General features: G+C 41.3%; 11 protein-coding genes. All 11 read left to right on the top strand.

Annotated elements, in window-relative coordinates; genetic code table 11:
* The first annotated feature begins 13 nt into the window (after positions 1-13).
* The 11 genes from EYB31_RS41110 to EYB31_RS34960 all read left to right on the top strand — a co-directional run bounded on the left by EYB31_RS41110 (position 14) and on the right by EYB31_RS34960 (position 12,403).
* Entirely contained in the window at positions 14-1,255 is a 1,242-nt protein-coding gene (locus EYB31_RS41110; protein ID WP_240763169.1) for a DUF6946 family protein, read from the top strand.
* An 86-nt stretch (positions 1,256-1,341) separates the two neighbouring features.
* The gene (locus EYB31_RS35005; protein WP_131018237.1) at positions 1,342-2,496 is read left to right on the top strand and encodes an AlbA family DNA-binding domain-containing protein; all 1,155 of its coding nucleotides are present in this window, start codon (positions 1,342-1,344) and stop codon (positions 2,494-2,496) included.
* 32 nt (positions 2,497-2,528) lie between these two features.
* A complete protein-coding gene (locus EYB31_RS35000; protein WP_131018236.1) occupies positions 2,529-3,083 on the top strand; it encodes a hypothetical protein in 555 nt (184 codons plus the stop codon).
* Between the two features lie 517 nt (positions 3,084-3,600).
* Positions 3,601-4,272, top strand: a complete 672-nt coding sequence (locus tag EYB31_RS34995) for a vWA domain-containing protein (protein ID WP_131018235.1) — start codon at positions 3,601-3,603, stop codon at positions 4,270-4,272.
* Positions 4,272-5,078, top strand: coding sequence for a PP2C family serine/threonine-protein phosphatase (locus tag EYB31_RS34990; RefSeq protein WP_165452780.1), 807 nt, complete (start codon positions 4,272-4,274; stop codon positions 5,076-5,078). The genes EYB31_RS34995 and EYB31_RS34990 overlap by 1 nt, the downstream gene beginning before the upstream one ends.
* On the top strand, positions 5,075-7,015 hold the full coding sequence (locus EYB31_RS34985; RefSeq protein ID WP_131018233.1) for a protein kinase domain-containing protein: 1,941 nt from the start codon (positions 5,075-5,077) through the stop codon (positions 7,013-7,015). The genes EYB31_RS34990 and EYB31_RS34985 overlap by 4 nt, the downstream gene beginning before the upstream one ends.
* A gap of 297 nt (positions 7,016-7,312) precedes the next feature.
* On the top strand, positions 7,313-8,515 hold the full coding sequence (locus tag EYB31_RS34980) for a restriction endonuclease (RefSeq protein WP_131018232.1): 1,203 nt from the start codon (positions 7,313-7,315) through the stop codon (positions 8,513-8,515).
* Between the two features lie 51 nt (positions 8,516-8,566).
* Positions 8,567-8,890, top strand: a complete 324-nt coding sequence (locus EYB31_RS34975; protein ID WP_131018231.1) for a hypothetical protein — start codon at positions 8,567-8,569, stop codon at positions 8,888-8,890.
* 147 nt (positions 8,891-9,037) lie between these two features.
* Positions 9,038-9,379, top strand: a complete 342-nt coding sequence (locus tag EYB31_RS41630; RefSeq protein WP_131018230.1) for a topoisomerase DNA-binding C4 zinc finger domain-containing protein — start codon at positions 9,038-9,040, stop codon at positions 9,377-9,379.
* 25 nt (positions 9,380-9,404) lie between these two features.
* A complete protein-coding gene (locus tag EYB31_RS34965) occupies positions 9,405-11,351 on the top strand; it encodes an ATP-binding protein (protein ID WP_131018229.1) in 1,947 nt (648 codons plus the stop codon).
* A gap of 338 nt (positions 11,352-11,689) precedes the next feature.
* Positions 11,690-12,403 (top strand): protein kinase domain-containing protein, encoded by a 714-nt coding sequence (locus EYB31_RS34960; protein WP_131018228.1) that lies wholly within the window; start codon positions 11,690-11,692, stop codon positions 12,401-12,403.
* The last annotated feature ends 121 nt before the right edge of the window (positions 12,404-12,524 follow it).

The following is a 12,524-nucleotide window of genomic DNA, read 5'->3' as shown; positions in this document are numbered from 1 at the left end:
TAGGAGTGGTCGAATGAAGGTTACTAGTAGCAATGGGAATCCTATACTCTCTCTCGACGACTGGTTTACATTTGCACCACCAGCCCGTGGTGAACTGCACTGGAAGGATGGGCGCAGCGCAAAGGAACTCGCTAAAGCATGGATGACTACTAATGGGCCGAGGATACCCTTGGACTTATCCGATCTGTTTATGTCACAGCCAGATGTTGATGGCTTTCAACCAGAATGGGCCGTTCCAGAATATGAGACAAAGCTGGATGATTTCAAAGGCAGCGGTCGTAATCACGATATGATTGTCATAGGAAATGCGAACGGGAAGAAAACGCTAGTTGCCGTCGAAGCGAAAGTCGATGAGACGTTTGGAGACATCGTGGATGATTATGTTACCAAAAGCATAAAATCCAATCCGAACTCTAAAGTACCTGATCGCATCAAGCAACTATCTTCTGCGATATTTGGAACTACTGATATAAGATTGCTTCGATATCAGCTTATCCATGCGGTTGCAGGAACGCTGATAGAAGCAAAGAATCAGAATGCAGCACAAGCGATATTTATCATTCATGAGTTTGTACCATTTGGTAAACCATCGAAGAAAGCAAAACAAAATGAAGAAGCATTACAGTCATTTGTAAACTTGCTAACGGGTAATCCACTTACGACTAGAGAGCTTATCGGTCCACTGTATCTTCCAGGTGGAAAGTTTGTTTCCAAAGATATACCGCTTTACATAGGTAAGATTGAAACAGTTATTGGTATGAATCAGTGGCAGGTGAGTGTAGCAGCGGAGGCTATAGCAGCAGCATTATTTGCAAGAGCTGGATATGATGTTTCTGTACAGTATGGTGCAAACCAACCTGAATACGACTTGATGGTAGCTAAAGGCGACAAGATGCTTAAGGTTTCTGTTAAAGGCAGTCAAGATGGCGGTTGGGGGCTTACACAATCTTATATGTCTGATAAGAACTACTACGCGGCAGCAGACGCCTGGTGCAGAAAACATAAGCCGCGCACGATAGTTTGTCTCGTTCAGTTCAAAGATGTTCCGATAGAGAAGATGCCGAGAGTGTATCTTGCTATTCCTCAAGATATTGCAGACCATCTAAAGAAGAGTGCAAATGGTCGTGGAGAGACCATTCTGTATGAGTATAAGGAATGGACTGATAGGGCGTTCGGCGCGGGAACAACTGATAAGATACCTGATAACTGGAAGTTTACTGAAAATAGAATCAAGGAAATGTATTTGAAAGCTTAGGTAGAGCGAATCCCAAGACGGACTGTAAAAATCATTGTTTGAACGAATCATTGAATAGGAATATAAAGGGAAGGTATTGAACTCGAGTGCAACTGCCAATATCAAAGCCGTACGAGGTATGGAATGAAGAAGACTTACGATACCTTTGTTCCGAACGAATTGCGGAAACGCAAAGGCTAGATTATAAAAAAGAACTAAAGCTCGATCCGCCGCGTGAACGTCGTGAACTATTAAAGGATGTGACGTCATTAGCAAATTCATCAGGCGGTATTATTATTTATGGTATAGAGGAAAGCAAACATCCTGATTTAGGTTCTATTGGTTCAAGTCTTAATCCCATTAGGGACGCAGCCTTAATCGATATAGCCAATCGAGTTGTCAGAACACATATCTCTCCAGCACTTGAAGTTTACTTTCATTCCATTCCTGCAACAGATGGTGGATATTATCTGTTGGTGTATGTACCTCAGAGTATATTTAGGCCGCATGCTATTGTGTGGGAAAAGCGCTTGGACTACTACATTCGGCGTAATCAGGACAACTTCCCAATGACTGAATCAGAGGTAAGGGATATGTACCGTGATGCTTCTAATAGTCAACTGACACTAAAACAACGTTACATGGACTTGGATACGAATAATGGACAATATCCTTGTTGGAAAGTGTTATCAATGCCTGTAGTCCCTGGGATTGAGTTGTTAAATACGCTTACTATTCGTGGACAAGATCTTACGACTTCAAAGTACATTAGTATGTTCGGTGGTTCCAACATTCTTCAACCAAATGTAGATTACTTTGAAGAACGAAGGATGGGCCAGAATATAGAGGTTCTAACCAGATTGTTTCGAAATGGTGAGTTTCTATTGTCAGAAACATTCCCGACTTCGGCCAAGTATACCATTCATATATTCGAACTATATCAACTGTGGTATTCAGCATTAAGATATTTTGATGAATTATACGAAAAATATGGCTACTATGGGCCTTTACGTATATGGTTGGAGACCCGTGGTCTCATTTATGACAATATTCAAGTCGGCTTGGAGTGGGGATATAATTATCAATGGAAGTACAAAAGAGATCATATCCTTACATGGGTTGATACCAAGGTTGAAGAACTGATCGATCCAGTTGAGGTCATAAATAAATTAATCAGGTATTTTGCACAAGGTTGCGGTGCGGATGTTACAGAACAAAAGCTTATGGAGTATGAAACGAGAATTAGTAGCTACCGAAGATGATGGTAGGTATCTTCATTGATTGGAGGTGTCAAATGGTCGTACTATTGAATGAAGAGGACCAGCAGCGTATTCACTCGCATCTGAACAGGGCTGAGCGGCCGCAGAACGATTTGTTTGATTCTTATACTGCTCTATGGTCGGCGTTTAACGTTATGTACGAAGCGCTACGACCAGAGATGATTAGCAGTGGCAAAAAATCCAAAGATTTATCTGAGCGCAGTATGGCTAAGTACTGTGCTAAGAAGCTTGAGTATGCTACTTGGTCTCGATTGTTTAATACTACTAAGTTGGATAAACTACTCAGTATTGCTCCAATATTCAATGAACGAGATTGGATACGGGAGGCCAAGATAAATATAACAGAATACAGTAAGCTTGTTGATTCTATTGCAATCGCTAGAAGCAACAATAACGATTGTTTTGGTATTGAACTTTTAGAAGCATTGATTGATTTTCTTTACGTTATTAGATGTAATCTCTTCCATGGGTTTAAAACACCAGAACTTCCGCGAGATCAAGAAGTTCTGGGTGCAACTGAGCCGTTGTTACGTGAAATCGTATTTAAATTGAATGAGAAGTTTAGCTGATCTAGTCTCGATAGGTTCTTTCTTTAAGAAAGACTGAATAAGCCATACAGTAGGAATGCTAGTGATCACATCCATGATCACGAATCCTAGATTATTGACGGATATTCAAAGATACAAAAAGACAGACCGAAGTCCGAAAACCCGCATGGCAGTAAGCTTTCGGACACTTCGGTACATTGCAGGACACCGCGCATACCACACTGGCAGTGATGAGATAAGACCAGATGAAAGACCGCATTACAGTCGGCATGATTTTGGCAGGCAGTATACCCGTGAAACCAGACCAAAATCGCCCCGTTGGCGGATCTCTATGTATTTTTAGGGATTTTCAACAACAATCGGCAGGATATTCCAATATTAAGCATTTTGACCTATAATCAAATATAGGCATAAGGAAGGGTGTTGCCTGATGGCGCACTCTTCTTTTTGTAAATGTGTATAAGCTCAGACGATCTATTTCATAGTCAAGGTTCATCCAGTTGAGACTAATAAATATTTGATAAAGGTGGTCACTCCTATGTCTGATTTTGATCAAATACCTTTTGCGGCAGAATTTGCTGAGAACCCTGAGCCAAGATGCCCTTGTATACTTCTCTTAGATACATCAGCCTCAATGAATGGTAATCCTATAAACGAGCTAAATAATGGACTCGTCGCATTTAAAGATGAACTAATGGCAGATAGTATGGCAGTCAAAAGAGTTGAGGTAGCTGTAGTTGGATTTGGTCCTGTACAGGTTATATCGGATTTTCAAAGTCCTGACTTGTACTATCCACCCACACTAATTGCTAATGGAAATACACCTATGGGCGGCGCAATTGAACAAGCAGTAGACATGTTGAATTATCGTAAAGAAGTATATAAGCAAAATGGTGTGTCTTACTACCGCCCTTGGATATTTTTAATCACAGATGGGGCACCTACGGATAATTGGCAAAGAGCTGCTTCATTAGTGAAGGAAGGAGAAGCTTCGAAATCATTTATGTTCTTTGCAGTTGGCGTGGAAAACGCAGACATTAGTACATTAAGTAAAATTTCTGTCAGAGATCCAATCAAGCTAAAAGGTTTAAGATTCCGAGATTTGTTCTCGTGGTTGTCAAATTCACTGAGTTCTGTTTCTCATTCAGCACCAGGAGATCAGGTCCAGCTTCAAAATCCAGTTACACCAGAAGGCTGGGGGACTATCTAGTGGCAACATGGAGGTATGCCAACGTATCTGTCATTGGGACCTCTCACGAAAAAAGCGGAAAACCTTGCCAAGACTCATCTGCTTGTGAGGTACTGAATGACTCGAATGGAGAACAAGTATTGGTAGCCATAGCCTCTGATGGTGCGGGAAGTGCTCAATGCTCAAACATTGGATCAGCTCTGGCCTGTTCTTTGTTTGTGGACGAGCTACGAGCATATTTGGAGACAGGGAACGAGATAAAGAAACTGACGAAAGAATTTTATGAAGAATGGATACTGAGGTTCCAAAGTGAAATACATGCCAGAGCAACGGCAATGGAACTACCAGTCCGTGAATTTGCCTGTACTTTTATCTCCACAGTAATTTCTAATGAGACAGCTGTGTTTGCCCAGATTGGCGACGGGGCAATTGTTGTAGCTTCACCCGATGATATCGATACGTATACTTGGGAGTTTTGGCCCCAGCAGGGTGAATACGAAAATACAACTTACTTTGTAACGGAAACAAGGGCAAAAGAAAAGCTGCAGTTCAGTATCCATACTGGAAAAGTAACTGATGAGGTTTCGCTTTTCACCGATGGCTTGCAACGCTTAGCACTCCATTATCAGTCTCAGAGCGCTCATACACCATTCTTTCGTCCTTTTTTTAATGCGCTTAGGACACAAACAGAAGCGAAAATGGACAAGTTCGTGACATCATTAGCTGCGTACCTTTCGTCAAACCTAATTAATGATCGTACTGATGATGATAAAACACTTATTTTGGCTACACGAAGAAGCCTCTCTTCGAATAAAGTTGATATATGAAGATAGTCACAAGCGCGATCATTGGTAACGGAAGAGCTGTCTATCTAGGAGATGAACTGGGCAGAGGTGGAGAAGGCTCCGTATACGAAGTGAAATCGGACTCAACAGTTGTTGCAAAAGTTTATCATCAATCAATTAGCGTGCTAAAGCAAGAGAAAATAAAGACAATGGTTGGCTTGAAGAATGAATCACTACTCGGCTTTACCACCTGGCCAGTAGATGTTCTTCGGAATAGTAACAATCAGATCATTGGATTCTTGATGCCTAGGTTGGCAGGAAAAGCAATACATAGTTTGTATAGTCCAAAAACTAGACTGAATGAATTTCCTAAGGCGACGTTTCCGTTCCTTATTCATACTGCGGCCAATTTAGCTCGTGCATTCGCAACTGTACATGAAAGTGGTCATGTTATTGGTGATGTCAATCACGGGAACTTTTATGTAACTGATAAGGGTACAGTTATGATCGTTGATTGCGATAGTTTCCAGATTGTATCTCACGGGACTCAATACAAGTGTGAAGTTGGTATCCCAATGTATCAACCACCTGAGTTTCAGAGTATCTCTTCGTTTAGGGATGTTGACCGAACGTACAATCATGATAATTTTGGCTTGGCAGTATTTATATTTCTACTGTTATTCATGGGCAGGCATCCGTTCTCAGGTAGGTATCTGGGTCCAGGAGATATGCCGATTGAAAAAGCAATTAAGGAATTCAGATTTGCATACAGTAACTCTGCCGCGGCAAAGATGATGCAGCCTCCTCCAGGCACACTCACATTAAAAGCAATGCCCTCGAATATTGGAACCTTATTTGAGAGAGCGTTCTCTACAGAAGGTACAGGGCAGGGGCGCAGGCCAAGCGCTAAAGAATGGGTTGCAGCCCTTAGTAGTATGGCTGATCAGATAAAAAGATGCCCTCACAAAGAAGAGCATAGCTTTCCTAACATATTAGGTTCGTGTCCTTGGTGCGAACTCGAAGGGAAGACAGGTGTGGTTCTTTTTCCAACGCTTGTAGCATTGAGCAATCAATCTCTCAGTACGTTTAGATTGGAAACGGTATGGGCTCAAATTGTAGCAGTTTCTTCGCCAGGTGTGGCTCCTGCTTTACCTATAGTGTCGATAAAAGGTATAAATCCATCTCAAACAGTAGTTGTGCAAGCGAGAACTAGGAAGAGAAAGAAATACTTATCTGTCGTTCCTTCGATTCTAGGTGTAACGCTGTTATTCTTATACCCTGCTGGATGGATTTTCATAGTGTTAGCAAGCTTTATTTTTACAATAGCATTAAGAGACAGTGACGGTAGTCAGTTGAAGCAAGAACTAAACCAAAAGTATAAAGAGGCAGAGCAAGCTTGGAATCAGTTATCAACAAGATGGGCGAGGGAAGCAGGATACGAGGCATTTTCTAAAAAGATGAGTGAACTGGAGAATGCGAGGCGAGAATATCAAGGGCTTGTCAGTCAGAGGAACGAGAGGATAAAGAAACTCGAATCGACGCAGAAGAACAGACAATTGTATGCATATCTTCAGCGGTTCAGAATTGAAGATGCCAAAATAGAAGGTATCGGTCCTAGTAGAAAAGCCACGCTTGAATCGTTTGGTATAGAAACAGCAGCTGATATTAATGTCAATGCGATAAGACAAGTACCTGGGTTTGGACCATCGTATACAAGGAAGCTAAGCGAGTGGCGCAATAGGGTAGAACGAAATTTTGTGTTTGATCCTAAGCTAGGTATACCTCAATCGGATATAGCTAACGTAGATCGTGAAATTGCTGCGAAGAGAAAAAAGCTAGAACAAGAATTGCTTGCAGGCCAGTCACAGTTGACGCAAATTTCAAATCAAATCAAGGTTAGAAGAAATGCCATTTGGCCTGAATTGGTGAACAGTGCTAATAGATTGGCTCAAGCTGATGTTGATCGTAAGGCATTGTAGAGGATTATTGTACTTTACTTTCGTGATCAGGGTTGTACGTGAGAGAAGTTGTTGTAGACGATAATGGTGAAGTAGAACTTGTAATTATTGAGGCAGCGGCAAGAAAATCGCTGCTCAAGCTAGGAACTAGGTGGACCATAACTTAATTTCAGTGATGACTGTGCGTGAGCTTGGGGTCGCCAAGACGATCATGATTGCATATTGTCGTTGCGTGTCACTACATCTGATCTAGCACTTCCTTCTAAGAAAGACGCAGTAGAGCAAAGACTTAGATCATGATTAAACAAGGGGGAAAAGATGGTTGGTCAATCTTCAAGTTCATTAGATAGGGCTATCCGTACTTTTGAAGCGGCAGAAGCTAACTTAGGTAAGCTTGAGCGGATATGGGAACAAGTACGCGGGATAATATCTGATGGTCTGGTGATTAATTCATCACCCATGGAATATGATGATCTTCGCCGTTCTTACAGTCATATATTAAGCCATCTTCCTAAGATCGATGATTGGAAACCAAGCGCGGAGCCATATGATCTTTTCAGTATTTTGCAGAACCGAATTGATGCTAGGGAAATTGATGAGATAAGTGCCATTTATTCAATTGAACAATGGATTGAGGAGCCAGGGACTGAGCTGAAAGAATATCGGTTTAGGTTTGACCTTAAGAGAAGGAAACTCATACGAGATGCTGTGTCTAAGATGTTTAACGAGATAAATGTTATTCTGGCTGAGCTAAAGGAGACTTATGGAAACGAAGAGGATTACATAAAGCTTAATGATACTCATGAATGGAATCAGCTTAATGATAGAGTCAGGGAACTTAACACTCTTCTTGGAAGTAGTGTATCCCGTCCACAACGCTGGAATGACTTATTAAAACATCTTTCTACTGGTGAACTAGGTGGCTTAAAAGATATTATCCGACATGATTGGCCTACTGTAAAAGACTCGTTAATGAAGAGTCTTTACGATCAGAATGATCCAATCCCAACAGGTATTGAAGATCTATCCAATCTTGTTGCAGAAAAACCAAGTGGCACAGTTGTCACAAAACTAAATTGGGATAGGCTACTTCCAGATGAGTTTGAAAGATTGATATATTCCCTTATCAGTTCTGAAGACGGCTACGAAAACCCAGACTGGTTAATGCACACCAATGCACCTGATCGAGGACGTGACTTATCTGTAACACGAGTCCTTAAAGATGGTTTGAGCGGTGTTATTAGACGCAGAGTGCTGTTACAGTGTAAGCATTACCTTACAAAAAGCATTACTCCTACCGACGTTGCTTTGCTCAAGGATCAGATCAAACTTTGGGAGCCACCGCGTATAGATGTGGTTGTGTTTGCTACTTCTGGAAGGTTCACAGCGGATGCCGTTGCTTCAATTGAGAGACACAATCAATCAGACTCTGCTCTTGCGATAGAAATGTGGCCAGAGAGCCATCTTGAGAATCTGCTAGCTAAGAGGCCAGCACTGATCGCAGAGTTTCAACTAAGATGACATGATTCAAGAGGCTGCCATTTAAGACGCAAATGAGGGAGAAGATAAGTTATGGGTTTCTATACCGAAGCGGCAGCATTAGCATTGAACAATTCTAAGACAATTGAAGACATTAGATTGATGTATACAAGTTGTGTAATAAACATGCCTGGGAGTAATGAACATCGAGTATTGCTTTATGAGGACGGCAGTACTTTTTATCACAGAATATTTATTGGTAGTACTGAACTCGCTGATATACATAAGGGAAAAGCTTTTATTTTTGTAAAGACAAGGGAGTTCAATAGGGAGGACGTAACCGATATTGAATCCTTTGTAGAGAGTAATACTCAATCCGCAATACTCAAATTAAGAAAATTGGCTGAGGGCATATAGCGGGGTTTCATGGAATCTAGATCTGATGCAGTGATTCTCAAAGTTATTAAGCTGAAGAAATGATACTGGGCATGAGGAAGTTGGTCTGAAGTTAGTCGTAACTAGTACAGTGGACTGTACATGAGCTTCTAGTGGCGAAGAGGAACCATGATTGCAATCTTACGCTGTTTAGTCACTACTTCCGATCTAACGAATCTCGCAAAGAAGGAAGCAAAGCAATTTAAGATTGATTACTGGCATGGGGCTTTAGTTGAGCAAAAGCTAAGAGCATGGGGTAAATGGCAGATGAGTAATAAACCATGCTCCATAGAAAAAAGAGCTGAGACAGCAGCAAAGTCAAAGGTAGCAAAAATCAAGCAGGAGATCGCGGCCACCAGAACTGTGACATGTAAGTGTGGTACAAAAAAGCTAAAGAGGAAAAGTAGGCAGGGTGACGAGTTTCTGGGTTGTAGCAACTATCCTAGATGCAGATACACTAGGGCAATATAATTAGAAATGGGGTGGTGGTCAATAGATGAGCTATTTGTATGGTTCACTCTTTGAAGAAGATTATTTAGTGCGCACTTTAGGGGCGCTTGCCAACTCTCCAGATATTGCACTTACTGAGCTTGTAGCTAATGCATGGGATGCGGGTGCATCGCGAGTAAACATAACGATACCCAATGAACTATTTGATGAGATTAGTGTTGAAGATAATGGCAGTGGGCTCACTCCAGAAGAATTTCGAAAGCGATGGATGACTCTAGGATACAATCGTCTTAAGTATCAGGGAGATCAAGTGAAATTCCCACAATCTGCTGATGTGATATTCAGACGCGCATTCGGAAGAAATGGTGTCGGCAGGCATGGGATGCTTTGCTTTTCGGATGAGTATCTAGTTGAAACTGTTCATGAAAGTGGTGTTGGTTCTGGGTTTGTTGTTTCAGTTTCAAGCGGACAACAACCTTTTACTCTTAAAAAAGAGGAGCGTATACACAGACATGGACATGGGACGATATTAAGAACGAAAGTAGAGCGCAATTTACCTGACGCTAGAAAGGTTCGTGAATTGCTCTCAGCTCGATTCCTTCAGGACCCAAGATTCCAGATCACAGTCAACGGTTGTTCTATCGAGATGATGGAACATAAGGGACTGATTGATACTAAAAGAATAATAGTAGCCGAAGAAGTCTCTCTTGAGATCGTGGTAATCGACTCATCTAAGGCGGCTAAAACATCACGTCAACATGGAGTTGCCTTTTGGGTAGGTAATAGACTTGTTGGTGAACCAAGTTGGACACTAGGTGACTATTCTATAGATGGGCGGACTTCTTTCGCAAAGCGGCATACTGTTGTTGTAAAAACGAATGATTTGTTTAATGCAGTATTACCAGATTGGTCTGCATTTAAGAGGTTGCCCATCATCGATGAGGTATACAGGATAGTCGCTTCCAATATAGAATCCTACTTTAGACAATCAATGAAGGAAAGAATAGCGGAAACACGGTATGCTGTCTTACAAAAGCACAGAACAGAGTTATCACAATTGCCTGCACTTGGTCAATCTGAGGTTTCACATTTTGTCGAACAGCTGACTGATGAACATCCAACAATTCAACTTGAACATCTATCCGCAGCTGTTCATGCAGTCATTCAACTTGAGAAGTCTCGTAGTGGTGCAAGTTTGATTCACAAGCTATCGATGCTGTCTGAAGAAGATATCGATGGTTTAAACCAATTGTTAGATGATTGGAGCGTCAAAGATGCATTGTTTGTACTTGATGAGATCGATAAAAGACTCCTGGTGGTAGAAGCATTGTCGCGATTTTCAGAAGATTCAGCAACAGATGAGCTAAAGACACTCCATCCTCTAGTTCTCCAAGCGAGATGGTTATTTGGTCCTGAATTCGATTCGCCTCTGTATACATCGAATGTTTCTTTGACTACAGCTATGAAACAACTTTTCAACAAGAAGGCAAGTAAAGATGCCTTTTATAATGCACGCAATCGTCCAGACATTATAGTAATTGAGGACTACTCTACACTATCTGCTGTATGCTCAGAAGAATTTGACGACAATAGCGCCCTACTTAAGATGAAGCGTATTTTGATTATAGAGTTAAAGCGCGGCGGGTTTCCCATTGGTCGCGATGAGATGTCACAAGCTTTTAACTATGTAGAGGACTTGTTGAATTCAGGTTACCTTGACGGCAATCCATTTATTAATGCTTTCGTTGTAGGGCACAAAATTGATAATAAGATTGCTAACACTCGAATACGCAAAGTAGGGGAGAACCCCGAAACGGGTAGAGTTGAAGCAACGACATATGGACAACTGGTACGGACTGCGAAACAACGCTTATTCCGACTTAAGGAACAATTGGGCGACAGATATAAAGAGTATACGGATTCAACTTTAGTACAAAAAGTACTCAACGAACCAGTCCAATTAGAGTTACTTGAGGGGACGGAGTCGGCGTGATCGCTGTATATCTCCTAATCATAGAATATGTGCTAACCGAGGGGAACAAAGTGTACGTTGCTACGTGTACAAATTAACGTGAATGCTATTACCAGCGGCTTGCAGATTGCGAATGAAAATAAAAAAAGCTGAATCATAAATGTTGTCTCGGCTACGGTACGCGAACTGAAGCCTTCTGTTGGGGTGTGGGAGTTATTCAGTGAAGCTGAAGTCGGAGTAATAATGAAGGATACTGATCAGTATTTTAGCTAAGTAAGAAGGCATGAATTTGTTCACGAAGAATAGATCATCGTACATCCTTGGTATTGAACTGAATCAAGGAAACGTGGAGAGCATATATGAGATTGTCTTCAAAAACTTTGGAAGTGAGTGGGGGGATACGTGTGGCTGATACAACTGATGACTATAAGAATAGTGTTCGAAGATTCCTCAAAAGCAATAGTGTTATTGAAACGCTTCTAGGCAATATAGAGATTGGTAAAGAGATAGGTCAGGGTGGTAATGCATTAGTATTCAATGCAGTTTGGGGAAGTGGTGAGGTTGCGGTTAAGGTGCTAGCTGAAGATTCTACTAAGAAATCCTCAAGATATTTGAGATTCATTACAGAGGTTAGAGAGATTATCAAATTGTCCCAAACACGAGCTGTTGTCCCCATTTATCATGTCGGAGAGATAACAATAGAAGAAAGCACATTTCCATATATGGTTATGAAGAAATACCCTTGCACTTTAAACGAATGGAAGAAGCATAACGACTTGTCTGAATTAAATGAGCTAACTAATGTGATTGAGCAGCTAATTTATTGTATAGAGGTCATTCATCAGAACAACATCGTTCATAGAGACATTAAGCCTCAAAACATTCTAGTAGATGAGAACAACGATATTGTAGTTAGCGATTTTGGTATATCTTGGTTTGACCCAAACCACTATGAACGTCTAGTTAAAACTGAAAAGAAGGATCGATTGGCCAACTTTGGTTTTTCTGCCCCAGAGCAGTTCCAATTGAATCCCGATCCAAAACCGACAATGGATTTGTTTGCATTAGTGTGAATGCTAATCTAAATTGTGACCACCCTGCAGGGGTTCGCTCATCAAAAAAATGACCACCTGAGCATCACTTTCCTGTAACCTTGGAGTTGCTGAGACAACAAGGGATACAGGAGGAAAGGGA

It is taken from the genome of Paenibacillus thalictri (genome assembly GCF_004307995.1).
Lineage (GTDB): Bacteria > Bacillota > Bacilli > Paenibacillales > NBRC-103111 > Paenibacillus_AF > Paenibacillus_AF thalictri.
The sequence above is the reverse complement of the archived record's forward strand: the minus strand, read 5'-3'. Positions and strand labels throughout refer to the sequence as shown.

Excerpts from the sequence above, each read along its gene's own strand:
- EYB31_RS35000 (WP_131018236.1), top strand. The coding sequence starts at position 2,529 with ATGGTCGTACTATTGAATGAAGAGGACCAGCAGCGTATTCACTCGCAT.
- EYB31_RS34965 (WP_131018229.1), top strand. The coding sequence starts at position 9,405 with ATGAGCTATTTGTATGGTTCACTCTTTGAAGAAGATTATTTAGTGCGC.
- EYB31_RS34980 (WP_131018232.1), top strand. The coding sequence starts at position 7,313 with ATGGTTGGTCAATCTTCAAGTTCATTAGATAGGGCTATCCGTACTTTT.
- EYB31_RS41110 (WP_240763169.1), top strand. The coding sequence starts at position 14 with ATGAAGGTTACTAGTAGCAATGGGAATCCTATACTCTCTCTCGACGAC.
- EYB31_RS34995 (WP_131018235.1), top strand. The coding sequence starts at position 3,601 with ATGTCTGATTTTGATCAAATACCTTTTGCGGCAGAATTTGCTGAGAAC.
- EYB31_RS41630 (WP_131018230.1), top strand. The coding sequence starts at position 9,038 with ATGATTGCAATCTTACGCTGTTTAGTCACTACTTCCGATCTAACGAAT.
- EYB31_RS34960 (WP_131018228.1), top strand. The coding sequence starts at position 11,690 with ATGAGATTGTCTTCAAAAACTTTGGAAGTGAGTGGGGGGATACGTGTG.
- EYB31_RS34985 (WP_131018233.1), top strand. The coding sequence starts at position 5,075 with ATGAAGATAGTCACAAGCGCGATCATTGGTAACGGAAGAGCTGTCTAT.
- EYB31_RS34975 (WP_131018231.1), top strand. The coding sequence starts at position 8,567 with ATGGGTTTCTATACCGAAGCGGCAGCATTAGCATTGAACAATTCTAAG.